Below are 25,101 nucleotides of genomic sequence, written 5' to 3'. Positions count from 1 at the left end.
TCAACGCGTGGGCTTGGGGCTTGTCTCATCCGCGTCTGCTGGCGGATTCGAACCAGGTTGACTGGCGCGGCGCATGGCCTCCTGGATCCTCTGGATCATGGAGGCGGGGTCCTGGGTGTTGTTTTGTTCAGCTGGCGTGCTGCCTGCTGCCGTGTCCTGGCCTTTGTCGGCTGCGTCGGAAGGGAGCACAGATGTCGGGCGATTTGCGCTGGACCCACTGCCTGCGGTGGGCAGGCCCGTTCCCATGGCCCTGACAGGGCGGGAAGGGGCATAGCTGTCTCGGACGAGCTGCTGCGCGTGCTCGATCATCCAATGGCCGGAGTCCAGCGCCATGTACACGTAGAACTGGTCGACGATGTCACCATCGGCGTCCTTGTACGACATAACCCACGTGCGAATGGTGGTCGGCTCGGAGCGGATCGCGCCCGAATAGGTAGGAGGCAGGCCTGCCCCCATGTTTCGGGCAGCGGGCAAGGGCAGGGCGCCCGAGGTCGAATCGGTTGCACGGCGGCCTTCCTGGGGGGCTGCCTGGTTCGATGCAGAGGTGCCCCCCTGGGAGTTGGCATAGACACCGCTGATCGACTGGCACTGCACACCGGGAGGGGCCTTGCACTTGAACTGGTTCTCGGCGTCGTAGCCGTTGAAGAATCCAGCGCAACCCGAAAGAGCACCCCCAGCGATCACGGCCACAGTGATGCCGCGGAGCAGAGGATTGAGAATGGGGCGCATGAGCGATGAGGTCATCATGCTTATTCCTTCGTGGACTTGAGAGAAACAGCCTGTCCTGCGTTCGTGGGCTGATTGCCCAACCAGGCGGATAGCTCTGCCGCGGAACGAGCACCTGCGCGCTTGCGGCCATCAGTTGCGATGAACGTCGGGGTGCCTTCGACTCGAAGTGACTTCGCCAGTTGGCTCAAGCGTTCGACGGGGGCAGCTGCGATGCAAGCCGCCGAAGCTGCTGGAGGTTGGACGGCCTTGGTCATCCAGGCTTTCCACGCAGCAGCTCGATCAGCGCTGCACCAGATGGCCTGTACCTTGCTCATGGAGTCCTGGCCGAGGATCCCGACTGGGAACACGTAGATCTGCGTGTCCTTGAGCTGGGGAAGCTCCTTTTCCAGCACCTTGCAGTAACCGCAGTTGGGATCGGCAAAGATGGCCAGGGTGCGCAGTGGCTTGCCGTTGATGAAGCGAATGGCCAGCTCGGTGGGCAACTGGTTGAAGTCCACTCGGTCGAGATCGGCCATGCGTTCTTGGGTCATGTCGGTTTGACTTTGCATGTCCCAGACGTGGCCAAAGACCCAGTAACGACCGCTGGCGTCCACATACGCCAGATTGCGTCCCATGGCCACCTCGAACAGGCCCGGCAGCGGCGAGGTCTTCACGCTGTCGAACTTGGTTGCAGGCTGCAGTTGACGCAACTTGGACAACACCTTTGTGGCCTCATCGTCCTGGGCGTGCGCCCCCGTGGCAAGGCTCAGCGCCAGGCCGATGGTCACGGCTTTGATCGTTGTGAGGATGGTGGCGTGTCTCATGAGGTCACATGTCCTTGAATAGAGCGGAGATCTCGGCGCTGCGGTCCAGGTTTCGACCGGAGGCAGCCTGGAGGGCTTCAACGTCGTCGTCGCCGGGCACGATGTCGATCTCGATGCCCTTGGTGAATGCCAGATCAACCATGCGTCCTGCATCGATCTCGATGACGGGGTACATGCGGTCGGCACGTTCGATCCAATACTGGGCAAGTCGGTCCATCGCGCTGCCGAAGCCTTGCGCCATCGAGTTGTTGAGGATGGTCTTGGCGTCTTGGGACTGCTGGGTCGTAACGCCCAAGGGTGATTGCGAAACTGTCGTGCCCTGGTTCCCGAAGCCCTTGCCAATACCTGACGCAATGCCAGCCATGGCGGCATTTGCGAGGATCTGGCCTTGCTTGGTGACCAAGCGGCCTCTCATGCCGTTCTTGCCGTCTTCGCCGAACACGGACCCTTTGACGGAGGCTTCCAGGACATCGCCGTTGTGCTTGACGCAGCTCAGGGTGAGCAGGCGGATGTATGCACGTTCGGACGAGATGTCCCCCACACCGCCGCCCACGATGAAGCAGTTGCGCACTTTGGAGCGCCAGCCGTTGGGCAGGATGGCATCGTCTTGGAGTAGGAAGAGAACGGGCTGGGGATCGCTTTGCGATTGCCCCCCTGTTGCCGCGTCGATGCCGCCAAGCAGCTTTGCTCGGACAAATCCCACGGGCAGGAAGTTGCGGGTCACGTTCCACTTTGGCCCTGCTGCCTTCTGGCCATCACCTGCGGGTTTGTCGCCCTGGGCGCCGCTGGCGCCGGCTTTCACAGAGATGATCACCGGAGCACGAGCGGCGCTGGCGTCCAACTGGGGGCCGCTGCCAGCGTTGGAGTTGGGAGAGCCTGGTGGGTACTGCGTGAGGCCGAGGTGTGCACCAGGTGCATTCGGATTGACCCGTTGAGGATCAGGAATGCCGTTTGTACCTGTGCCAGCAATCTGGCTTTGCTTGGGGTATGGCGTCGGTTTGCCACCCGCACGATCATTGCTCTCGACCACGACGACTGCTGGCTTTCCTGTCGCAGGTGTCTTGGCTTCACCTGGAGCAGGTGCAGATGCGCTGGATGCCGCTGGGGCAGCCGTCTCGGCTTGGGACGCAGCAGAGGTGGCGGCCGGTGTGGGGGCACCTCGGCCATCGCGCTCTTGCTTGATCTTGTTGACGAATTCCTCCAGGTGGTCCAGGCGCTTGCGCTCGGTCGCCATCCAATACTGCTGAGGGTCAACCTTGTTCGATCCGGGGGCGCTGAGCTCGGCCGGCGTGACGTTCTCGAGCTCCGGAGGTGGGGGAGGCGGGGCGCTGCTGCTCAGCACCCAGGACACGAACGACACGAGGATGACGCTGGCCAGGCCACCCAGCACCATGTTCGCCGTCTTCTTCTGCTTGGTCGAAAGGTTCCGGTATAGAGACAGGCCGGGGAGTTTGATCTGTTTCAGGCTCATGATGGCTCTCAGTCCTGCTCAGAGCGTGTGCGCAGAACCCACACGGGCGTGCTGGTGCCGGGTTCGACTTGGTGCTTGAAAACCGTGACTGCAAGGACGCCGTTTCGATAGAACTCACGCTCGTCCAGAATCAGCGTGCGATCGGAGACATTGGTCAGCGTGAATCGGTCGCCGACCATGGCCTTGCCGACCCAGCTGTCGTCCAGAGTGAAAGTCACCTCGCTCCACAGCGCGATCCGCTTGTCAACCCGACGAACATCGACGGCCTCGGGCGCGCGATTCGATGCCATTGCCAGCATCCATCCTTTGATGCTTCGAACATAGGATGAGCTGGTGAACTCCGGCGTCTGCCCACGGGCTGGTTCCTGCGAGTAGCTGCTCGCAGCGCGCGCGGCCCCCGGGGGCTGGGCCTTGCCCCTCGACTGCATGACGATCGCATCGGCGGGCATATCGAGAGGCTTGAGCAGAAGCGAGTAGGTGCCCAAGTCCGTTTTGAGCGTCAGCGTCACGGCCTGGTAGCCGGCACCGCCAACCAGTACCGGCTGCACGAAGATCTCACCCGATTCGGCGTCCGTCATCACGGTGATACGGCCATTCGGATTGCGCGTTTGGTCGTAGACATCGCCAACCACGTCAACGATCTTGCCGCCCTGCAGGGTGATCCTCGTCGGGTCGCGCAGTGACATGCTGGCGATGGAGCTGTCGCCGTCTCGCACAGTGATGAACTGTGCGGCTTGCACGACGCTGAGAGCGGATGTGCTGATCAGGCCGGCGAGCAGCAGGGCGCGCAAGGTGTTCAAGGGTGTCGTCATGGCTGTGTCCGTTTACTTTCCGGCCGTCTCGTCGTTTTCGGTCTTCAACTTCTCGAAGGGCTTGTCCTTGCTCGATTCGAACCAGTCAGCCAGATACAGCCGCGAGCCGTCCTGCGTGAAGATGTAGGCGTAGGTGCGGGTCTCGGTGGGAATGGGGACCCCGTTGACCCATTGGCGGAACTCGCCTGTCAGCGCGATGCGCAGACGCTCAGGGTCTGGCGTGGCGAAGAGGGGGTTGAAGCTTTGAACGCCGCCGATCCGCTCCAGTGCGAGTGAGGCCTTCTGGATCTTGCGGTTCATGACGTCCCAGCCGGAGGCAGGGATCCATGTCTTGAGAAGTTCGCCCTTGGTTTTCACGGATCCAGGTGACACGTCGAGCGTCAACGAGCTCATGAAGAAGCCCGTGTCGATGATCTTCTGTCGTGATGGGCCCGAGCTTTCGCTGATCCAACGGCTGCGGTCGCCATCAGGGGTTTGCTGGACGATCTTCTCGGCCTTCCTGGCCGACATGAACATGAATAGGAGGACGATGATCGCCAAGGCCTGGGCGGCGTTGACGAGCAGGGACACCGAGAGCCAGGACTTGGTGTCGGCGATGGTGTTTTTGGCTGCTATGGGCGAAGTCATCCGATGAACTCTCGCTTGTGAGAAGGTGGGCAGACATGCTTGAACAGCGTCCACAAGGAGGCGGGGGTGTGCCACCACAGCCAGCGGAATGCGAACCCCTTCGGGTTGTTATTGCGAGAGGTCTGCCACTTGTATGCAACGGCCACTGCGATGGCCAGCCCGATGAGCTCGTGCTTGAGCATGAAGCCCATGAATGCCGTGGGCGCTACACCCATGGCGATGTCAAGATCGAGGACCAGCAGCTTCCAGGGATCCTTGATGCTGTTGATGATGATCGTGTCCGGATCTTCTGTTTGTTGAGTCATGGGCTGGTCATGCAGTGGTGTTGCTCAGTGGCGCTTCTTCAGATCAGCGCGCCGCCCAGGGCGAAAGCGGCGCCCAGAGCCATCGACGCGTAGATCGCGATACCGATGTACTTGAGGACCGGGCCGGTGGCTTGCGAGGCCAGGATGCCGAAGACCGTGACGATGAAGCCGATCGACAGCACCAAGGCCTTGCCGTAGCCACCAGTCAGGTCATCGACGGCGGTGTAGGCAGCTTTCAGGGCCTGGCCCTTGGCGGTGGCATCCAGGGTGCCGACAGCGTGTGCGGCCTCCATCAGGCCGATGACCGCGAGCATGGCGATCAGGGCGTAGGGCAGGTACTTGAAGAAGGTCTGCAGGAAGGCCTGTGCCTTCGTTTGGTTCGCGGCGACAGCAGCGTTGATGGTCAGGGAAGTCATTGCTTGAAGCTCCGTAGAAGAAAGGTCATGTGTTGTGCTTGTCCAGCTGCTGACGCAGGCGCTGGCGAGCGTGTTCAGCCACCTTCTCCAGACCACCGGGGCTTGCCAAGAGCGCCGAGATGGCGCCCTCGACGAGATACCGCATGTCCAGTCGGGGCTGGGTCTTGCGCTGGAGCTCACCCAGGTCGTCCAATAGGTCGTTGGAGAGCAGGATTCGCCTGCACCCTTCGACCATATGGACGCCTTTGGCTCCGCTGTGCTTACGTCCTTCTTCGGTGCCTTCATTGCCTGAATTCATTTGTCGGTTCCCCAGTTACTGATCGGCCTGCCTGGTGGGCAGGGCATTGGCCGCTTGCTCAACATCAACTCTTCGATTCATCGCACGGCCTTCGGGTGAGTTGTTGGGTGCGACATAACAGCAAGCGCCCTTGGCTTGCTCGTCGACATGCAGTGCTGTGCCTTGCTGTTCAGCGCATGCGCGTAGGAACTGCGATGTGGTCCTTGCCCGCTGCTGGGCAAGTCGATGATTGCGAACTGGGGCACCAGTGCTGTCCGTGTGGCCGGTGACGGTCAGGCCGTCGAGCTGCATGCGGCCTTGGCAGAAGGCCTTGAGGCGAGACTTGGCAGTGGCATCAAGCGCAGCCGAGTCGGAGGCAAAGTGCACGCTCGTGGCGACGATCGTTTCCTTGTCGACCTGGGGCTTTGCTGGGGAGGCTTCTTGGGCTGGGGCAGCGTTGGTGCTTGCTGCGGGCTGCCGTGAAGGCGCTGGGGCAGTCCAAAGCGTCTTCTGCGTTGGTTGGGCGCAAGGCTGGCATGTCACGAAGGTCTGGGACAGCCCCTTGTCGAGTTGCTGGAAGCCGACTGGGACAGGCGGAGCTTGCGGCGGGGTTTCTTGTTGAACGGATGAGCAGCCGCACAAAGCAACTGCGACACCCATGGCCATGAACTTGAGCTTGCTGATCATTGCGGAGCCTGCGTGGGTGCTGTATGGCCCACGTCTTCTGGTGTGAGGTTGGCCATGGCCTGGTAAACCTTCCAGCTGTACCAGGCGCGTTGTGAGCGGCATCGCGCTCCTTTGAGCGTCGTGCAAGCGGCGTTGAGAGCGCCTACGGCTTCCCAGGTGTCGCCCTTGGCTTTGAGCTCATGAGCCAAGATCCAGGCCGCGACATCGATGTTGGTGCAGGGCTCCAAGAGGTCGCTCTTGGTGAAGCCGAACCGTTGTTTGAGCTTGGGAAGCCAGCTGTGGTCTACCTGCAGCAGGCCATATGCGGGGGAGGGGGAGACGGCCGCAGGGTTGCCTCGGGATTCAACAACGGAGATCCCGGCCAACAGGTATGGGTTGATGTTGTAGCGCGCACCGCTGATCGAGAAGCACCTGGCCCACGTCGCAGGAGCCTTCTTCTGTTGTGCACGCTTGGAGGAGGCATGAACTGATGGGGCGATGAGCGCGCACGCGAGGGCGACAGTGCATGCGACTGTCGCCCCAACGATCCGCCGATTGATCCACCTGTGCTTCTGCATCTCTTCGTGTCCTCAAGCGGAAAAGAACCCGGGGCGGCTGGCCCCGGGTGAACGCTTGACAAGGGTGTGTGGCCGAGGAAGTTGGCCAACACGGGGGCGACTCTAGGAAATCGATGCAGAAAAGTCGCGTTTCAAAGCAGATGTAACGGGATGTCCTTTTGCCTTGACGAATCAAAGCAAGTCACAGAAGATGAAAGGTTTTTCGCTTTGCCAAAAGCTGGCGGAAAGGGCCAGTTGCGACGGAGAATCAAGCACTTGCCGCATATTTGTGCGTAACCCTGGGTTACGAATAGACGCAAATAGGCTCGTGCTTCGGGCGCATGAGGAAATGCCTGCGAGGGCCTTCTGTAACAGATAACGGCCCTACCCAAAGGGCCGGCAGCCGCTGCCGCTAAGCCGCTCCGCGGCTGCCTAAATGGCATTAATGGGCAATGGGAATTGCCTTAAAGGCTAATCAATTCAAATGGTTAGCGGCTTCGCGCAAATGGCAGAAGGGCTGTCGCGATGGAGGCTGCCGCAGGTCATTCTGTGCGTGTGCGATGCAATCGAAACGTCGCGCAAACCGACCAGTATATCGGGAAAGGCTTTTCCTACGGAAGCTTAAACACCTGCCCGTTACGTTTGCCTTTTCGCTGGACTGCGGCGATGCACATCAATAGTCTGCGGCGGCTCCCATCCCAGAAGCCATCTGCCCTCTATGACGTCTGTCCAACTCCAGCCCCTGCGTTGCCTGCTCGAAGAGCGAGGCCTGGCACATTGGCATGACGTGGTGGTTGACTTTGCCTGCAGGTGGGATGGTTGGCAAGCGCACTATTACGCAGATGACGCGATGTCACCAGACCATGAGCCCCTGCAGCAGGTCATGGAAGCCGTCAGAACCGTGCCGGTGCTGGATGGTCCGCCTGGTCAAGGTCGTCGCCGGGAAATACAGGATCGGGAGCTGGCTTGCGCCGAAGCGTTGGCCTGTGTCGACATGACTGCCTGGCAGGCGATGGTTGACCAGCAGGTGCCACAACCATGGAATCCCCTGGAGCAGCCGTTCCTGAGCTTTCGGCAGGCGCGAGGCAGGTTGCTCACCTGGGAGGATGTGAAGACTCTCTGGCCTCGTACGGTGCTTCGGACCTGGTTGCTCGGTCGCGTGAAAGAGCACGAGCTGGGCTTTGCCGTGTCGGAGGTCTGAGCCATGGCCATGAGCCCGACTGCCGAACACATGTTGCTGCTGTCCGCTGCATTCATCGGCGGTCTCAGTGTGGTGTGGGCCTTGCAAAGGCGATCAGACGTTCGAGCGATCAGCAAGAAGCCCGCCGGCGGCACGGTGCCCGTGATCAGCAGGCCTGCGTCGCACATTCGCGTCCAGTCATTCGAGGAGATCGTGGCCGCGACGAGCACCAGCTCGTTGCTCGACTCCATCGAGCGGCGCACGCGCCTTTCGCAGAAGGCGTACAACTCGGATTGCCTGCCGGTGCTTCGGTTGCTGGCCGAGTTCGTGCAGATGCTGCCCGCGAGCGAGAGCCATCACCACGCTCAACCGGGTGGCCTGTGGATCCACATGTTGGAGGTTGCCGATGCGGCGCTGGCTTTCCGGGCTGGGCTTGAGTTGCCGCGCGGGGTAGGCACAGAGGATCGCAAGCGGCTGGAACATCGCTGCACCTACATGGTCTTCATCGGCGCGTTGCTGCACGACGTGGGCAAGCCTGTCGCAGATCTTCGCGTTACCGTTTTCCCGGACGATCCTAGGCTTGGCAAGCCATGGGCCGCTCTGGCAGGGCCCATGGAGGTGGGGCAGTATTACCGGGTGGAGTTCGCCCCAAAGGACGAGCGCGAGTATCAACTGCACCAGCGTCTGCCAGCCATCCTGGCGCAGCGATTTGTGCCTGAGCACACCATCAAGTGGCTGGGCGATGAGCCGCAGCTGCTCGGCGAGCTGTTCAAGTACCTCAGCAGTGAGGATGCACCGCAGTCGTTTCTGCCCGACATCGTCAGACAAGCTGACGCTGCGTCTGTGAAGCGTAATCTGGCTTCTGGTCCAAGAACAAGGTTTGCCACAGCCAAGGTGGTTCCCTTGATCGAGCGCCTGATGCAGGGGTTGCGTCGAATGCTGGCGCAAGGTGGGCTGCTGCCCTTGAACAAGCCTGGTGCAGTAGGTTGGGTCTACGACGGGGCAGTGTGGTTCGTCTGTGCTCGCCTGGCTGACGAAATCAGGGACTACCTGGCGCAGCATGAATCGGCCGAAGGCATTCCCAGTGCTGCGAAGAATGATCGCATCTTCGATGAGTTCCAGGACTACGGTGCATGCGAGTCCAATCCTGATGGCTCTGGCGCAGTGTGGAAGATTGAGGTGGAACTTGACGTGGGCTGGAAGTCCCCGCCTCTGACGGTGCTGAAATTTCCACTGGTCAAGCTGTTTGGTGCTGATCAATCGACCTGGCCAAGCCCGATAGTCGGCAGCCTCAAGGTGTTGGGGTCAGCCTCCAAAGCTGCCGCAGCCAATGTGGTTGTAGCTCCCGCGCAAACCAGCGAGCAGGGGACTGGAGCAGTGCCTCAATTGACCCAGCCTGCCGCAGTGTCGAATGCCTCGCCTGGGCCAGCCGTCAAGCCTCTGGCTCAACCCTTGACGACAGCTGGAGCAGCGATAAAGCCCGTCCCTGTTCAGCCTGGGCCAGCCATCACCACAGTTCCCTCTGCAGGGGAGAGTGCTGTCAAGGTTGAGGCGCCGCAGCCCAAGGCAAAGGCTGCGCCAACTTCTCCGCAGGAGCTGCCGCATGACCTGGCCCAGTCTTCATCGTCATTGGACATGATGGCGATGCCTCCCGACGAGGAAGACGCCCCTGCTGAAACTGTTCGACATGGTGGCCTGCCACAGCCTGAGGGGGGCGATACCGATGTAGCCGAACCCGGCAAAGGTCCTGTCTCGTCACCTCAGCCATCGACTGCCCAGGAGCAGTCCGATCAACCGAAGGATGGTGAGGGGGCGCCGTTCCTGCGCGAAGAGGACCAGGCTGATCTGTCAGCGATGGCCGGCGCCCCGCGACAGACGGCCAAGGCCGTCAACAGCGTGCCTCTTGCGATGCCGGTGGTCATGCGTGATGAGGCCATCGCGGCTCCGCAGCAACCTCACCAGAAGCTCAAGAAGAGCCCCAGGCCTGCCAAGGATGCGACGCCTGCTGCAACTGCCTTCTTCGTGTGGCTCCAAACGTCTGTCGCAACTGGGCACCTCAAGTACAACGAGCCACAGGCTTTGGTGCACTTTGTGCCAGAAGGCATGCTGCTGCTTTCCCCTGGGGTGTTCAGGCGCTTCCTGGAGGACCACGATGGCGTTGAAAGTGGCCCTGTGGCGGCGTTGAAGCAGACCTATGGCGAGAAGGTCATGCATCGCCTGCAGAACGAGGTTGCCAAGTCCCCTTACACCTTGCGCAACGGGGATGAGAACCTGCACTACTACGCGTTCACAAAGCACGACGGCGGCATCTCGGCCACGTCGAGCTTTTTTCTGGTCCCACAGCCACAGCTCTTCTTCAATCCAGTTCCTGCATTGAATTCGCGCATTGTCAAAACCGGTCGACCAGCTCGCAAGCTCAAGCCTGTTGGAGCTCAATCGAAGACCTGAAACAGGAGAATCCGGATGTTTGATTACGCAGACGCATATGCAATCTCGCTGTTGTTGGCAGTCGTTGCCTGGCTGGGCTTTGCTTTGGTATGCCCGCCGAAATTCTTGCGATCTGAAGAACCTGCAGCGCTGGCGCCGCCATCTAACAACGTGGTGATGGCAGCCCAAGGCAGTCTTGTGGACCTTGGTCTGCTTCAACTGCTCGAAAGAAGCCAAGGGGGCGTTCATAAGCGGATATCGGAGGTACGGGAGGTCACCGAGGTCATACGGCTTCGGCACCCTGAACTCTTCAAGGACGAATTTGGCCTCACTCACTGGCTGAGCGCAACGGACGACTTCTTGTGTGAATTGCGTGACGCTGCATGGCCAGAGGGGACATCACCTTCGCATGATGAACTGCGTCGACGCTTCGAGCGACACCAGCCCAGGCCCGACTATGACGCGCTGCGTTGATCACTGAGCGAGGTGGCCCATGCAGGTCAAGATCGAGAACGTCTATCGACGTCCTTATGAGATCCTTCCGGCAGCAGGCGCGTTGGCTGCTGCCATCGCGTTGAAGACATGGCCAGAACTGTTCGTCATCCCGACACAAGCGGCCATGGCCTGCTCAGCAGGCCTGGCAGGCCTGGCCGCTGTGCGCGGCATGCAGGCACGCAGAATCGTGCGCTATCGGCGCAGCCTGCGGCGTCTTCCCGCCTATGCATTGGAGCCGAAGGACATTCCTCACGCTGGTGATGGCCTGTTCTTCGGCCGAGGGTTCGAGTGGACGCAGGTGCATGCCCAGCGCCTGCACCAGGCGCGCATGCCCTACAACGCCCATCTTCTCAAGTTGGGGCGTCTCTACAAGTTCGCACGCGACTACGAGCGAAAGCACCCACAGGGCGACTGGCTGACCAGTGTCACCCAACGCAGTGCCTGGTGGAATCCCGTCGAGCCCCTGGCGCCTCTCGGGGGCAAGCCCGAAATCCATGGCGTTGAGCCGGATGAGGAGGAGATCTGGACGGCCCTGGCCGAGCTGACAAACCACGTCATCGTTTATGGCACGACCCGGGTGGGGAAGACCCGCCTGGCCCAACTGCTCGTCACGCAGGACATCCGGCGGGGAGATCCCACCTTTGTCTTCGACCCAAAGGGTGACGTCGAGTTGCTCCTGTCCATGTACGCCGAGGCTGTCCGAGCTGGGCGTGAGAAGGACTTCGTCGTGTTCCACCTCGGCTTCCCTGAGATCTCGGCAAGGTACAACCCCATCGGCTCGTTCGAGCAAGAGTCCGAGGTGGCGAGCCGCACGACAGGCCAGCTTCCCGACGAGGGCCAGTCGGCGGCGTTCAAAGCATTCGCTTGGCGCTACGTCAACACCATCGCGCGTGCAATGGCCGCTACCGGGGAGAAGCCCGACATGGCCAAGATCTACGCGTACGGCGTGAACGTCGACAAGCTGGCGCGTGACTACCTGGAATACTGGCTCGACAAGCGCAGCCCGAATTGGCGGGCCACCTTCGATCCAAACCCGACGAAGGACATGAAGGATCTCGTCGCGAAGACCGAGCGCAATGGGCGCGACATCACGGTCGTGCTCTTGGCCAAACACTTCCGCGAGCTCGGACACAAGGATCCTGTTGCAGACTCGTTGACAGGTATCCTGTCGAACGACCGGACCTACTTTGAAAAGCTGGTCAACAGCCTTTATCCGTTGCTGGAGAAGATGACCACGGGCAAGCTCGCTGCCCTCATCTCTCCCGACTACATGGATTCGATGGACCCGCGCCCGCTCATGGAGTGGCAGTCGCTGATTTCGCGGAACGCGATCGTCTACTGTGGTTTCGACGCGCTGTCGATTCCAGACGTGGCCGAGGCCGTCTCGGCGTCGATGCTCTCCGACCTGACGTCGGTGGCTGGCGCCATCTACAAGCATGGCCTGGGATACGGTCAGTCCGTTTCCGAGAAGGTGAGGCGCATTCGGCTACACCTGGACGAAGTCAACGAGCTCATCGGCCCGTACTTCAAGCAGCTTGCCAACAAAGCTGGCGGCGCCGGCATGCAGATCACGGCTTACACGCAAACCGGCCAAGACATCGAGGTCAAGACGGGCTCTCCTGCAGCAGCTGGTCAAATCGGGGGCAACCTGAACACGATGATCATGCTGCGGGTCAAAAACGAAGACACGGCGAAGCTGCTGACCTCCCAGCTCGAGGAGGTCCCCGTCTGGTCTGTTACACCGGACAGTGGGGTCACAGACACCAACGATCCCGGCGACTTCGCAGACTTCAGCAGTCGGTCGGGCGACAAGCTCAGCTCTGAGAAGGTTCCGTTGGTGACCCCCGCCATGCTGATGTCCCAGCCAAAGGGGCAGGCCTTCGCGTTGCTGGAGGGAGGGCGCCTGGTCCATGTCCGGATACCGCTTGCGCTGGCAGAGAAGGACCTCGTGGTGCCGAGCAAGTGGGAAGAGATGCTTCAACACATGAGGCGCCAAGCTGCAGAGCTCTCATCGCACGAAGATGCGATGGAGGAGCTGACGGTGGAGGGGGCGGGGATTGGCTTCTAAGAACGCTTCAATGACCGATGGTCAGGCGTTCTCCGCCCTGATCTGGCCTATTCGTGCCGCGGCGTGGACAGCACTTCTGCTGGCCGTGTTCTGGGTATATGGCGTCGTGGCTCTTGCCGGCGTAGCCCTGTGGCGTCAGCACGATCCCGTCTGGGCAATGCAGGAGCTCGCGCAGCAAGAGATCGTGCACTCGGCTCAACTGAGCACGCCGGTCTTGGATCCCACGAGCTTGTCCATCGAGTTCGGCGATGCTGTCCGTAGCGGCGTCATCGGATTGATGACCAAGGGGATGCGCAGCCTGCTCAACCTGCCGTCGCATTTGCCCGGCCGTACAGCGAGTCCTGAGGATGATCCAGACCCGGGCAAGACGTTCTTTGATCGATGGTGGGCCAACAACGGCGACATCGTCGAAACATGTCTGTGGGCGAACTACGTGCTGGCGATCCGGGCATTGGCCCTTCTGACGGGCGCCATTCCGATGCTTGCCCTGGCGTATGCCGTGGGCCTCACGGATGGGGCATCCGCTCGGGCGATTCGACGTGCCGACGCAGGGCGCGAATCGGCGAATCTGTACCACCGTTTCAAGATCGCGCAGCTCCAGATCATCGCAGTCACGTTCATGGCCTATCTTGCTTGGCCCACGGCAGGTGTCCGCGTTGAATGGGTCATCGTCGCGATGGTGCTGCTGTGCGCAATTTGTGCGCGGATGCAACTGACCTACTACAAGAAATACGCCTGAACACCAGCCTGAATTCTCCGGCCCCCATCTTGTGGGGGTGCTAACCCTAAGTCCTCTCTCTCAGAATGATTTGACGTGCCTGACCGGCACGTGGAAACGATGACAAGTGAGAGAAGAGGAAGCCGATGAAAGTGCGTGAGTTGATGGAAGAGGTTCGCCAGCTGAGTGTTTGGACGCCGGCCACCTACAAGACCTACAAGTATTGCGTGGATGTGCTGTGCGCAGAGTTTGAGCATGGGAACCCTGACTTGGAAGAGATCACCGTTGGCTGGTTGACCGGCTACCGGGCCCGGTGTCTTGCCAGGCTCAGTCCTGTGACGTTCAACTCTCGTCGCAGGCACTTTTGTGTGCTGTGGAAGCATGCGGTCTCGCGAAAGTACATCGAAGAGAACATCTTCCGCTTGGTGAGGCCCGCGCCGGTGCCCAGGAAGCCGAAAGCGATCCCTCGCGAGGTCCTGGCCCGCTACGTCCAGGTCCTGTCGTCAGCCAGGCGTGAACTGCGCGACGGCACCGAGGTCGACATGTTCCCGCCCCAGTTCTTCTGGCTCGCAGTAGTGAAGACGCTCTACACGACCGGCATGCGCCTGCGTCAGCTGGTGGGGTTGAAGTGGAAGGACATTGACTGGGGCGCGCGCTCCATCCGCTTGCGAGCCGAGACGAGCAAGACGAAGCGTGAGTGGGATGTGCCCATTTCGGACGCACTCTTGCCTACGCTAGAGGACCTTCGCAGGCGGACCAGGGAGATTGTGGGATACGACCTGGCCGATCGACAGGTGTTCTGCTTGCCGCTGTTCTCCACGAGACCGTTCAAGCACGACGTGATGACTGGTGAGCGTGTCATCAGGTTCTTTGCACGCTTTCATAGCAAGCAGGACGAGGATTCTGTTCGCATGACTGCGCACAAGATCCGGCACACCACAGCAACGCAGTTGCTACGGGGCAACAGGTCGAGCCTCAAGGTGGTGCAAGAGCTTCTTGGCCATACGACGCCCTACACCACGCTGCAGTACGTCCATCCGGATCTTGAGGACATGCGCGCGGCGGTCGACCTTCTGTAACACATCACCATGCAAATGTTTGACACATGATTTTTCCCGTATAAACTAGGTACTTGAGAGGGCTTTGCAGCGAAGGGTTCGCCGCAGGGGCTTTAAGCATGGCTTAAAGACCTCTCAACCTTGTGTCTTCGGTCAGGCGCTGGCCGGCTAGGGGTGGACGGACTCTTAATCCGTTGGTCGAGTGTTCGAGTCACTCAGGGCCCACCAACATTTTCCAGGTGCAACTTGCACATGGTTCGAAAGCCACCCAGGCATGCCTGAGGTGGCTTTTTCTTTTGCCCTGCTCGTTGAGCAGGTGGCATGGCCCGTCCGGATCAAGGTGCGTCTGCGATTTCGGCACTTTGACGCGATCTGACCCCGCCTCGGGGCCCGTGTTCATCGGAGTTTCGGTCGGGCATGGCCTTGGATGCCCGATGAACAGTGGCTTTCAGGGCAATCGATTGATCTGAGGCCGTGCCAAATGGCCTTCTTGGTTGCACAATACCTTTGCCCGTCATTTGCGGGAGCCTTCCAGAAACTCATTCATGAACAAGACTGACCTCATCCAGCGTCTGGCTGACCAGCACGCCCTGTCCAAGGCCGAAGCAGGCCGCGTTCTGGACACGCTGCTCGACACCATCGTCACCGCCGTGAAGAAGGGTGACTCTGTCACGGTGCCGGGCTTCGGTACGTTCAAGCAGCACGCACGTGCCGCCCGCAATGGCGTGAACCCCAGCACCGGCGAGAAGATCAAGATCGCCGCAGCCAAGCTGCCCAAGTTCACCCCTGGCGCCACCTTCAAGGCCGCCGTTGACCCCAAGGCTGCCGCTCGCAAGGCTGGCGCCGCTGCCAAGCCGGCTGCCAAGAAGGCCGCTGCCAAGAAGGCCAAGAAGTGATGTGAAGGCCCCGGGCTCTGGCCGGGGTCTGTTCGTCACAGCAACGCGCCGCGCTCCCTCACGGGAGGCGGCGCGTTTTGTTTTTTGGATAGGGTGAGTCGAGTCGACGCTTGCTGAACGGTTCGACTCACGCCGGCTCAGCTTGGTGAGCTTTCGGCCACTGCCATCGGTGTGGACTGGCCGCGCTGCTTGCGCCGCTGCGCCATTTCGCGGCCCATGCCTTTGAGGTCCCACTCGTTGATGCGTGTGCGGGCCTCGGGGTAGATCAAGGACTCCTCCAGCGCAATGTGGTCCTGGTAGAGCGCCTGAAAAACCGGCACGGCCAATCGCAGTTGCTCCAGGTTGAACCAGTGGTAGCCCGCTGCGATCGACTCGAACTGAGGCGCCAGCTCCAGCCAGTCTTCCTCGATCCATCCGTGGTCTTGCTGCAGGCGAAGGGTCGCGTCGATCAGGTCTGCTCGGCCGCTGCGCAGCAGGGCAGGAAAGACGTGCCGCTCCTCGTCCAGGTGGTGCTCGCGAGCGGTGTTCATGAAGAACATGAAGATCGACCTGGCAACCTCCTGTGCGTGCCCATCCACACCCTTGTCGGCCAAGTGCTCGATCAGCTGGTCCATCTGCTGCAGTGCGGTCACGACTTGCCGATGGCAGCTGTCCAGGACGTCAAAGGGTTGCACAGCACGGCCCCGGGGGGTGGTGGTGTCATGGCTTTGGAGGATGGCGGACATGGCGGGCTTCTTTCTCGGATTTCCTTTGTGGGGACTGCATCCGATTCTGGGCGCCCGCCAGGGCAAGGGCTTGCGCCACATCAAGGGCCTGGCCACATCCCGGCCTGTCCGTTGATCAAGGTCAGGGCTTGTAAGGCTTGGTCGAGACGGCCTTTTTGCGCAGCTTGACGTCCACCGCGATGCGGATTTCGCCAAAGTCGATGATCTCTAGCGGTGCGGACATCACCTCATTGAGCTGAAGGCCATCGGTGAAGATGGCTCGGGCGGGCAGGGTCAGGAACAGTTGATCCAGTGTCTGGTGGGCCCGGATGCTCAGGGGGAACTGGTATTTGATGGCCAGTGCGGTCTGCTCGCGGAACTTGAAGATGGGGGCGTCGGTTTGGGGTGGGCCGCTGCGCGGGAAGGCGTCCGCGTGAATGACGTGCGACTTGAAGTCGATGCGGAAGTTGGCCAATGTCACCACCTCGGTGACACCGGTCTCCTCGTTGAGGCGCTCGAATCGCAAACCTGCGCCAGTGGCTTTGCCGCCGATCACCTTGAGTCCGTCGATGGTGATGCTGGTCACGGGCAGGGTGTAGGCGCCTGTCAGGCCTGCTGTCGCGCTGGCCTGGCCCACGGGTTTGATGCTGATCTCGGCCAGCTCGAACGCGCCGAGCGCATCGCCGGAAAAGGCCTGCACCGCATCGGCCTGCAGTGCGTTGGTGGGGATGGTGAGGGTGGGCCAGGCCAGCGCCGTCAGGGGTGTCGCCGCGAGCGTCAGCGGCAGGATCAGAGAACGGAGCGAGGGAAGCAGTCGGTTTTTGTTCATCTCGGGTCTCCTGTCAGGTTGAGTGACCCCACCCGAATGGGTAGGTCAGCTCAGCGTAGGAGTCCGAAACCGACGGGGTGAAAGGGAGAAACGCCCGCTCCAGGCCGGCAATCAGGGGCTTCCAAGGGGAAGCACTGAGGCTTGACGTGGGTCAATCAAACAGGGTTGCCCCGAGGCCTTGACCCATCGAGTCAATCGTCATGCAGGATGACGACTTTTGGCATCAAAAGGTGATTCCAGGAACGCAGTTTGCTGATTTTGCAGGCAATTGACGCAACTGATGTTTTGGGAAGTCAGAGGAACCGTTCCAGCAGCTTGCGCGAGTGCTTGTCCAGTTCTGCCGTCTGGGCGATGCCGAACTGCAGCCCTTGCGCCGTCGAAATCAGCAGCCGACCCTGGCCCAGGCGACGGATGTCGTCCTCGCTTTTGAGGATGAGTTGCGTGGGGCCTCTGTCCGTCTCCACGGTCCAGGTGCTGGGCGTCGAAAACGTCGAGACCTCGGTGATGCGGCGAATCTTGGGCGTGAACTCGCGGATGGCCAGCTCGGCCTGGATCAGGTCGCGGGCGTGACCGGGCAGGTCGGCCACACGGTCGATCCACTGCAGCTCGTGGCCTTCGGCGCTGACCAACGACAGCCCGCCATCTGGCGCGCTGATGGGGAAGGCGCGCACGGGTACAACACCTTCGTGCACGGTGCCGTCGGCCAGGGTCAGTTTCAGGCGACCGTGGCCGTCGCGGGCGAGGGTGAAGTCAAGCGTGTTCATGTGTGAATCCCGTTTCAGCCATCCAGCAGGGCGTCCTGCTCGGCCTTGCGGGCCTGGGCTTCATAGAGGCGCCAGTAGGCGCCGCGTCGTTCCATCAGCTCGTCGTGCGGGCCGACCTCGACGACCTGGCCCTTGTCCATCACCACCAGGCGGTCGGCCTTGCGCAGGGTGGACAGGCGGTGGGCGATGGCGATGGTGGTGCGGCCCTTGACCAGGTTGTCCAGCGCCTTCTGGATCTCCTTCTCGGTCTCGGTGTCCACGGCGGAGGTGGCCTCGTCCATGATCAGGATGCGCGGGTTGATGAGCAAGGCGCGCGCGATGCTGATGCGCTGGCGCTCGCCGCCCGAGAGGCCCTGGCCGCGCTCGCCGACCAGCGAGTCGTAGCCGTGTGGCAGGCGCAGGATGAAGTCGTGCGCGTGGGCGGCGCGGGCGGCTGCGACGATCTCTTCGCGCGTGGCCTCGGGCTTGCCGTAGGCGATGTTCTCGGCGATGGTGCCGAAGAACAGGAAGGGCTCTTGCAGCACCAGGCCGATGTGGCGGCGGAAGTCCGCCACGGCGATGCGGCGGATGTCGACCCCGTCGACGCGGATGGCGCCGTCGGTCACGTCGTAGAAGCGGCAGATCAGGTTGACCAGGGTCGACTTGCCCGAGCCCGAGTGGCCCACCAGGCCGATCATCTCGCCGGGGCGGATGTCCAGGTTCAGGCTGCGGATCACCGAGCGGCTGCCGTAGCGAAAGCCAATGCCGTCCATCTCGATGCGACCCTCGAGCGACTTCACGGCCACCGGGTTGACCGGGTCGGGCACGTTGGAGACGTGGTCGAGGATGTCGAAGATGCGCTTGGCGCCGGCCGCGGCCTTCTGCGTGACCGAGACGATGCGGCTCATCGAATCGAGCCGGCCGTAAAAGCGCCCGATGTAGGCGATGAAGGCCGTCAGCACACCGACGGTGATGTCGTGGTGCGAGACCAGCCAGATGCCGAAGGCCCAGACCACCAGCAGGCCGATTTCGGTCAGCAGCGAGACGGTGGGTGTGAACAGCGACCAGGTCTTGTTGAGCTTGTCGTTGACCTCGAGGTTGTACTGGTTGGCGGCGCGAAAGCGGTCGGCCTCGCGCTTTTCCTGGGCGAAGGCCTTGACCACGCGGATGCCCGGGATGGTGTCGGCCAGCACGTTGGTGACCTCGCCCCAGACGCGGTCGATCTTCTCGAAGCCGGTGCGCAGGCGGTCTCGCACCAGGTGGATCAGCCAGGCGATGAAGGGCAGGGGCACCAGGGTGACCAACGCCAGCCAGGGGTTGATCGAGACCAGGATGACGGCCGTCATGGCGATCATCAGCACGTCGGTGGCGAAGTCGAGCGCGTGCAGCGACAGGAAGACGTTGATGCGGTCGGTTTCCGAGCCTACGCGGTTCATCAGGTCGCCGGTGCGCTTGGAGCCGAAGTAGTCCAGCGACAGGCGCATCAGGTGCTCGAAGGTGGTGGTGCGAAGGTCGGCGCCGATGCGTTCCGATACGAGTGCCAGCAGGTAGGTGCGGGCCCAGCCCAGGGCCCAGGCGAGCAAGGCAGAGGCCAGCAGGCCGGCCAGCAGCAGGTAAACCTTCTCGGTGTCGATGGCCTGGCCGTTCTGGAAGGGGATCAGCACCTCGTCCATCAGCGGCATGGTGAGGTAAGGCGGCACCAGGGTGGCGGCGGTGGCGGCCAGGGTCAGCAGGAAGCCGGCCAGCAGCTTGCCCTGGTAGGGGCGGGCAAAGCGCCACAGGCGCAGCAGCACCCAGGTGGACGGCGGCGCCTGGTTTTCGCGGTGGCAGACCGGGCACTCTTCGGCGTCGGGCGGCATCTGGGCCTTGCAAGCGGGGCAGCGGGCGCTGTCGTCTTCTTCTTCGGCGATGCCGGTCTGCAGGGCTTGCTGGCGGCGCTCGAACTGCTCGACCAGGCGCAGCACGGGGGCGTGAAGAGCCAGGGTGAAGCGCCACTGGGCGAGCCGGCCGTTCGCATCGTGCAACGACAGCGTGCCGACGCCGGCGTGGTCGTGGTGGCGCAACTGCAGGCCGGGCTGGATGGCCCAGCTCTGCCAGTCCGTCGTGCCCTCTGGGCGGGTCAGCAGGCGGCGGTCGGTCAGCACCAGGGGGCTGGTGTGAAAGCGCAATTGACCGTCGAGGTCAACCTCCAGGCGACTCAGGACGTTTTCATCGGCAGTCAGCGGCAGATCGGCGCTGACGTGTGCTGGTTCAGCCGGGTGCCCGGCGGCCCCGGATGCATGGTGTGGGTGCATGGCGATGTCGGTTCGCGTGGGAAAAATGAAGATCTCCCAACGCGCAAGCCCGCATTCTCGCCCAAGCCCGGCGCACAATGTGGGGTTTGGTCCTTGGCGGCCGGCACTGTCGAGCATGAGCAGGACGCAACACCGGCTGGTGACATGAGCAAAAAGAACGACCTGAAACTGCTGCGCATCAACTACCTGCGCGGCCCCAACATCTGGACCTACCGCCCCGTCATGGAGGTCTGGCTCGACCTGGGCGAGCTGGAGGATTGCCCCTCCAACCTGCTGCCTGGCTTCAACCAGCGCCTGACCGCCTGGCTGCCGGCCCTGATCGAACACCACTGTGGGGTGGGCGAGCGCGGCGGGTTCGTTCAGCGCCTGGAAGAGGGCACCTGGGCCGGGCATGTGCTCGAGCACATCGTCATCGAGCTGCTCAATTTGTCGGGCATGCCCACCGGCTTCGGTCAGACCCGCAGCACCTCGCAGCACGGTGTCTACCGCATGGTGTTCCGCGCCCGTGACGAGCAGGTCGCCCGTGCCGCCCTGGAGCAAGGCCACCGCCTGCTGATGGCCGCCATCAACGACGAGGCTTTTGACGTGCCCGCCGCCGTCGAGGCCATTCGGGCACAAATCGATGACTGCTACCTCGGCCCCTCCACGGCAGCCATCGTGGGCGCGGCCACCGACCGGGGCATCCCGCACATCCGCCTGAACGACGGCAACCTGGTCCAGCTGGGCTACGGCGCCGCGCAGCGCCGCATCTGGACGGCCGAGACCGACAAGACCAGCGCCATCGCCGAAGGCATCGCCGGCAACAAGGACCTGACCAAGACCTTGCTCAAGGCCTGCGGCGTGCCCGTGCCCGAGGGCGAGGTGGTCGACAGCCCCGAAGCCGCCTGGGAGGCCGCCGAAGACCTGGGCCTGCCGGTGGTGGTCAAGCCGTTGGACGGCAACCATGGCCGAGGCGTGTCGCTCGAACTCAGCACGCGCGCCGACGTGGAGGCCGCTTTCAAGGTGGCCGAGGCCGAGGGCAGCGACGTCATCGTCGAGCGCTTCATCCCCGGCGACGAGCACCGCGTGCTGGTGGTCGGTGGCAAGGTGGTGGCCGCAGCCCGTGGTGAGAGCATCTGGATCGTGGGCAATGGCCGTGACAGCGTCGTCAAGCTGATCGACGAGCAGCTCAACAGCGACCCGCGCCGCGGCGAAGCCGAGGAGTTCCCCCTGGAGACCATCATCCTGGACCGCGAGCCGGCCATGCGCTTGTTGCTCGAGCGCCAGGGCCTGACCGGTGATTCGGTGCCCGCCGACGGCCAGCGCGTGCTGGTGCAGCGCAACGGCAACGTCGCCATCGACTGCACCGACGACGTCCACCCAGATGTGGCGCACGCCGCCTCACTGGCCGCCCGCGTGGTGGGCCTGGACATCGCCGGCATCGACCTGGTGATCACCGACGTCTCCAAGCCGATGGCGCCTCAGCGTGGTGCCATCGTCGAGGTCAACGCCGGCCCTGGCCTGCTGATGCACCTCAAGCCCGCCGAAGGCCTGCCCCGCCCGGTGGGCAAGGCGATCGCCGATCACCTCTTCCATGAAGACGAGACGGGCCGGGTGCCCATCATCGGTGTGGCGGGCTCGCTGGGCACCACGTCCATCGCTCGCCTGGTGGCCTGGCTGCTGCACCTGAGTGGTCGGCACGTGGGCCTGGCCTGCCGCGACGGCCTGTTCCTGGGCAGTCGCCAGGTCGAAGCCGGCAACCGCGCCAACTTCGCGTCCGGTCAGCGCTTGCTGATGAACCGCGAGGTCAACGCCATCGTGCTGGAAAACGGCGCCGAGACCATCCTCGAAGACGGCTTGGCCTACGACCGTTGCGCCGTGGGCGTGGTGACCGACCTGCGTGGCGCCGAAGCGCCTGTGGCCCCGGGGCTGGCCCGCCACGACATCCACGAGCCCGAGCAGATGTTCAAGGTGCTGCGCACCCAGGTGGACGTGGTCCTGCCCGATGGCGTGGCCGTGCTCAACGCCGCCGACGCTCGCCTGCTCGAGATGGCCGATCTGTGCGATGGCGATGTGATCCTCTACGACACCGACCACGACAACCCCGCGCTGGTGGCCCACCGTGCCAAGGGCGGTCGCACGGTGTCGGTACAAGGTCACCACGTGCTGCTGACCCACGACGGTCACGCCCCGATCCGCTGCGCCGACCTCGACAGCGCCGCTGCTCGCCGCATCACGGCTGGCATGGGCGAGCAGCCCGTGGCTGGCAGCAGCGTTCGGGCCTTGCTCGCCGCTGCCGCCGTGGCCTGGTCGCTGGGCATTTCGCCCGAGCTGATCGCCGCTGGCCTGGAAACTTTCGACCCCTCGCCCAAGAAGTAAACGCGAGCAAGCCCCGCACACGAGAGACCGACATGGACGTTTCCCGCATCCGAGCCCTGCGTGGCCCGAACCTCTGGAGTCGCCACACCGCCATCGAAGCGGTCGTGAGCTGTGAGCCCCAGGAGCGGCAGATCGAAGCCCTCGACGGCTTCGAAGCCCGCGTGCGCAAACTCTTTCCCAGCATGGGTGCGCTGCGCCCGGACGGCCGCCCCGGCCAGATCAGCGTGGCCCACGTGCTTGAGACCGTGGCCCTGGCCCTGCAAGCACAGGCCGGCTGCCCCGTCACCTTCAGCCGCACCGCCGAGACGGTCGAGGCCGGCACCTACCAGGTGGTGGTGGAGTACAGCGAAGAAGCCGTTGGCAAGAAGGCGTTTGACCAGGCCATCGCGCTGGTCGAGGCCGCGCTCAAGGGTGAAACATTCGACGTCCAGGCTGCCTTGGCGGAATTGACGGAGCTGGACGAAGACGTGCGCTTGGGCCCCAGCACCGGCTCCATCGTCGATGCGGCGATCGTGCGCGGCATCCCTTACCGCCGCCTGACCCAGGGCTCTTTGGTTCAGTTCGGCTGGGGCAGCAAGCAGCGCCGCATCTGGGCCGCAGAGGTGGACAACACCTCCGCTGTGGCCGAATCCATCGCACAAGACAAGGACCTCACCAAGCGCCTGCTGGCCGCCGCTGGTGTGCCCGTGCCCATCGGCCGCCCGGTCACCGACCTGGCCGATGCCGCCAAGGTGGTCGAAGAAATCGGCTGGCCCGTGGTGGTCAAACCGCGCGACGGCAACCAGGGCAAGGGCGTGACGGTCAACATCGTCAGCCACGACCACCTGGCCATCGCGCACAAGGTGGCCGCCGAGTACGGTGAGGTCATGGTCGAGCGCTACCTGCCGGGCAACGACTTCCGCCTGCTGGTGGTCGGCGACCGCCTGGTGGCAGCCGCTCGCCGCGATCCGCCGTACGTGATCGGCGACGGCGTGCACACCGTGCGCCAGCTGGTCGACAAGGTCAACGAGGACCCGCGTCGGGGCGAAGGCCACGCGACCTCACTGACCAAGATCCGCATCGACGAGATCGCCATCGTCCGCCTTCAGGTGCAGGGCCTGACGGCTGACGAGGTGCCCGAGCAGGGTCGTCGCGTCATCCTTCGCAACAACGCCAACCTGTCCACCGGCGGCACCGCCACCGACGTGACCGACGACGTGCACCCCGAGGTGGCGGCGCGCGCCATCGCTGCTGCTCAGTGCATCGGCCTGGAAATCTGCGGCGTGGACGTCCTGGCCGAGAGCGTGCACCGCCCGCTTGAAGTTCAGAACGGCGGCATCGTCGAGGTCAACGCCGCGCCGGGCCTGCGCATGCACCTGTCGCCGTCGTACGGCAAGGGGCGCAACGTGGGCGAGGCGGTCATCAGCAACCTCTACAAGTCGGGTGACGACGGACGCATCCCCATCGTGGCCGTGACCGGCACCAATGGCAAGACCACCACCGCGCGACTCGTCACGCACCTGCTGGCCACCAGCGGGCTGCGCGTGGGCATGACCAACACAGATGGCGTCTACGTCAACGGCCGCCAGATCGACAGCGGCGACTGCTCCGGCCCGCGCAGCGCGCGCAACGTGCTGGTGCACCCCGATGTGGACGCGGCGGTGTTCGAGACCGCCCGCGGTGGCATCTTGCGTGAAGGTTTGGGCTTCGATCGCTGTGGCACGGCCGTGGTCACCAACCTGGGCGCCGGCGACCACCTGGGCCTGAACTACATCACCACCGTGGAAGACCTGGCGGTGCTCAAGCGCGTCATCGTCATGAACGTGGCGCCTGAAGGTTACGCGGTGCTCAATGCCGCGGACCCCATCGTCGTGGCCATGGCGCCGAAGTGCCCGGGCGGCGTCATCTTCTTCGCGATGGACCCGCACAACCCCGTGCTGACCGCGCACCGCGCCCAGGGCAAGCGCACCATCTGCGTCGACGGAGATGCCATCGTGGCTGCCGAGGGCAGCTGGCGCGAGTTCCTGCCCCTGCGCGACATCCCGCTCACCCGTGGCGGCACCATCGGCTTCCAGGTCGAGAACGTGATGGCGGCCGTGGGCGCCGCCTGGAGCGCGGGCCTGGACTGGGACGTGGTCCGCAATGGCCTGGCCAGCTTCGTCAACGACTCGGACAACGCGCCGGGCCGCTTCAACGTGATGAGCTACAAAGGCGCCACCGTGATCGCCGACTACGGCCACAACCCGGACGCCATGCGTGCGCTGGTGGGCGCGGTCAACGGCATTCCGGCCAAGCGCCGCTCGGTGGTCATCAGCGGTGCAGGTGACCGCCGCGACGAGGACATCCGCGAGCAAACGGCCATCCTGGGCGATGCTTTCGACGATTTCTTCCTGTACCAGGATGCCTGCCAGCGAGGTCGCGAAGACGGCGAGGTGCTGGGCTTGTTGCGCGAGGGCCTGAGCAAGGCCCAGCGTGCGCAGCACGTTGAAGAAATCCGTGGCGAGTTCGTGGCCATCGACACCGCTTTGGCGCGGCTGCAGCCAGGTGACCTGTGCCTGGTGCTGGTCGATCAGGTCGAGGAAGCCTTGGCGCACCTGGCCAAGCGCTGCGCGGACGCGCCGACTGTGGCTTGATTCACCCGGCTTGTTGGCTGAAAGGGGCGCCCTGCGGGGCGCTCTTTTTTTGCCAG

General features: G+C 63.1%; 23 protein-coding genes and 1 tRNA gene. 10 read left to right on the top strand and 14 right to left on the bottom strand.

The window, feature by feature from the left end:
- The 10 genes from ABG80_RS20620 to ABG80_RS20575 are packed head-to-tail and all read right to left on the bottom strand — an operon-like array spanning position 1 to position 6,684.
- On the bottom strand, positions 1 to 747 hold the full coding sequence (locus ABG80_RS20620) for a TraV family lipoprotein (protein WP_058089421.1): 747 nt from the start codon (positions 745 to 747) through the stop codon (positions 1 to 3).
- A 2-nt stretch (positions 748 to 749) separates the two neighbouring features.
- The gene (locus ABG80_RS22210) at positions 750 to 1,532 is read right to left on the bottom strand and encodes a DsbC family protein (protein WP_058089420.1); all 783 of its coding nucleotides are present in this window, start codon (positions 1,530 to 1,532) and stop codon (positions 750 to 752) included.
- A 4-nt stretch (positions 1,533 to 1,536) separates the two neighbouring features.
- Positions 1,537 to 3,003 (bottom strand): TraB/VirB10 family protein, encoded by a 1,467-nt coding sequence (locus ABG80_RS20610; RefSeq protein WP_083506331.1) that lies wholly within the window; start codon positions 3,001 to 3,003, stop codon positions 1,537 to 1,539.
- Between the two features lie 8 nt (positions 3,004 to 3,011).
- Complete coding sequence (locus tag ABG80_RS20605; protein WP_083506330.1) at positions 3,012 to 3,815, bottom strand: TraK domain-containing protein; 804 nt, start codon at positions 3,813 to 3,815, stop codon at positions 3,012 to 3,014.
- Between the two features lie 12 nt (positions 3,816 to 3,827).
- Positions 3,828 to 4,385, bottom strand: coding sequence for a TraE/TraK family type IV conjugative transfer system protein (locus tag ABG80_RS20600; RefSeq protein WP_160322625.1), 558 nt, complete (start codon positions 4,383 to 4,385; stop codon positions 3,828 to 3,830).
- Between the two features lie 53 nt (positions 4,386 to 4,438).
- Complete coding sequence (gene traL, locus ABG80_RS20595; RefSeq protein WP_058089416.1) at positions 4,439 to 4,747, bottom strand: type IV conjugative transfer system protein TraL; 309 nt, start codon at positions 4,745 to 4,747, stop codon at positions 4,439 to 4,441.
- Between the two features lie 38 nt (positions 4,748 to 4,785).
- On the bottom strand, positions 4,786 to 5,163 hold the full coding sequence (locus ABG80_RS20590; RefSeq protein WP_058089415.1) for a hypothetical protein: 378 nt from the start codon (positions 5,161 to 5,163) through the stop codon (positions 4,786 to 4,788).
- 25 nt (positions 5,164 to 5,188) lie between these two features.
- A complete protein-coding gene (locus ABG80_RS20585; protein WP_133611053.1) occupies positions 5,189 to 5,461 on the bottom strand; it encodes a hypothetical protein in 273 nt (90 codons plus the stop codon).
- Between the two features lie 15 nt (positions 5,462 to 5,476).
- Positions 5,477 to 6,100, bottom strand: a complete 624-nt coding sequence (locus tag ABG80_RS23660) for an OmpA family protein (RefSeq protein WP_235513983.1) — start codon at positions 6,098 to 6,100, stop codon at positions 5,477 to 5,479.
- A 23-nt stretch (positions 6,101 to 6,123) separates the two neighbouring features.
- The gene (locus ABG80_RS20575; protein WP_058089412.1) at positions 6,124 to 6,684 is read right to left on the bottom strand and encodes a lytic transglycosylase domain-containing protein; all 561 of its coding nucleotides are present in this window, start codon (positions 6,682 to 6,684) and stop codon (positions 6,124 to 6,126) included.
- 862 nt (positions 6,685 to 7,546) lie between these two features.
- On the opposite strand from ABG80_RS20575, the gene ABG80_RS20570 reads away from it, so the two are divergent.
- From ABG80_RS20570 to ABG80_RS20540, 8 genes are all read left to right on the top strand, one after another.
- The gene (locus tag ABG80_RS20570; protein WP_152987772.1) at positions 7,547 to 7,864 is read left to right on the top strand and encodes a hypothetical protein; all 318 of its coding nucleotides are present in this window, start codon (positions 7,547 to 7,549) and stop codon (positions 7,862 to 7,864) included.
- Between the two features lie 3 nt (positions 7,865 to 7,867).
- A complete protein-coding gene (mobH, locus tag ABG80_RS20565; RefSeq protein WP_058089410.1) occupies positions 7,868 to 10,291 on the top strand; it encodes a MobH family relaxase in 2,424 nt (807 codons plus the stop codon).
- A gap of 15 nt (positions 10,292 to 10,306) precedes the next feature.
- Complete coding sequence (locus ABG80_RS22205; RefSeq protein ID WP_133611052.1) at positions 10,307 to 10,744, top strand: hypothetical protein; 438 nt, start codon at positions 10,307 to 10,309, stop codon at positions 10,742 to 10,744.
- Between the two features lie 19 nt (positions 10,745 to 10,763).
- Entirely contained in the window at positions 10,764 to 12,833 is a 2,070-nt protein-coding gene (gene traD, locus ABG80_RS20560; protein ID WP_058089409.1) for a type IV conjugative transfer system coupling protein TraD, read from the top strand.
- 10 nt (positions 12,834 to 12,843) lie between these two features.
- Positions 12,844 to 13,572 (top strand): DUF4400 domain-containing protein, encoded by a 729-nt coding sequence (locus tag ABG80_RS20555; protein ID WP_058089408.1) that lies wholly within the window; start codon positions 12,844 to 12,846, stop codon positions 13,570 to 13,572.
- 125 nt (positions 13,573 to 13,697) lie between these two features.
- Positions 13,698 to 14,630, top strand: a complete 933-nt coding sequence (locus ABG80_RS20550; protein WP_058089407.1) for a tyrosine-type recombinase/integrase — start codon at positions 13,698 to 13,700, stop codon at positions 14,628 to 14,630.
- Positions 14,631 to 14,717: 87 nt separating this feature from the next.
- Positions 14,718 to 14,837 (top strand) — tRNA-Ser (locus ABG80_RS22200).
- Positions 14,838 to 15,154: 317 nt separating this feature from the next.
- The gene (locus tag ABG80_RS20540; RefSeq protein ID WP_058089406.1) at positions 15,155 to 15,505 is read left to right on the top strand and encodes an HU family DNA-binding protein; all 351 of its coding nucleotides are present in this window, start codon (positions 15,155 to 15,157) and stop codon (positions 15,503 to 15,505) included.
- A gap of 137 nt (positions 15,506 to 15,642) precedes the next feature.
- Here ABG80_RS20540 and ABG80_RS20535 read toward each other — a convergent pair whose 3' ends face one another.
- The 4 genes from ABG80_RS20535 to ABG80_RS20520 all read right to left on the bottom strand — a co-directional run bounded on the left by ABG80_RS20535 (position 15,643) and on the right by ABG80_RS20520 (position 20,075).
- A complete protein-coding gene (locus ABG80_RS20535; RefSeq protein ID WP_083506328.1) occupies positions 15,643 to 16,230 on the bottom strand; it encodes a hemerythrin domain-containing protein in 588 nt (195 codons plus the stop codon).
- A 121-nt stretch (positions 16,231 to 16,351) separates the two neighbouring features.
- The gene (locus ABG80_RS20530) at positions 16,352 to 17,038 is read right to left on the bottom strand and encodes a hypothetical protein (RefSeq protein ID WP_058089405.1); all 687 of its coding nucleotides are present in this window, start codon (positions 17,036 to 17,038) and stop codon (positions 16,352 to 16,354) included.
- A gap of 293 nt (positions 17,039 to 17,331) precedes the next feature.
- Positions 17,332 to 17,802, bottom strand: a complete 471-nt coding sequence (locus tag ABG80_RS20525; protein ID WP_058089404.1) for a cyanophycin metabolism-associated DUF1854 family protein — start codon at positions 17,800 to 17,802, stop codon at positions 17,332 to 17,334.
- A gap of 14 nt (positions 17,803 to 17,816) precedes the next feature.
- On the bottom strand, positions 17,817 to 20,075 hold the full coding sequence (locus ABG80_RS20520; protein ID WP_058089403.1) for a cyanophycin metabolism-associated ABC transporter: 2,259 nt from the start codon (positions 20,073 to 20,075) through the stop codon (positions 17,817 to 17,819).
- A 144-nt stretch (positions 20,076 to 20,219) separates the two neighbouring features.
- Between ABG80_RS20520 and ABG80_RS20515 the strand changes: the two genes are divergently transcribed.
- Together ABG80_RS20515 and cphA are read left to right on the top strand one after the other, a co-directional pair.
- The gene (locus tag ABG80_RS20515) at positions 20,220 to 22,433 is read left to right on the top strand and encodes a cyanophycin synthetase (protein WP_058089402.1); all 2,214 of its coding nucleotides are present in this window, start codon (positions 20,220 to 20,222) and stop codon (positions 22,431 to 22,433) included.
- A gap of 32 nt (positions 22,434 to 22,465) precedes the next feature.
- A complete protein-coding gene (gene cphA / locus ABG80_RS20510; protein ID WP_058089401.1) occupies positions 22,466 to 25,045 on the top strand; it encodes a cyanophycin synthetase in 2,580 nt (859 codons plus the stop codon).
- Positions 25,046 to 25,101: the final 56 nt, after the last annotated feature.

It is taken from the genome of Aquabacterium parvum (assembly GCF_001447195.1).
Lineage (GTDB): Bacteria > Pseudomonadota > Gammaproteobacteria > Burkholderiales > Burkholderiaceae_C > Aquabacterium > Aquabacterium parvum.
The sequence above is the reverse complement of the archived record's forward strand: the minus strand, read 5'-3'. Positions and strand labels throughout refer to the sequence as shown.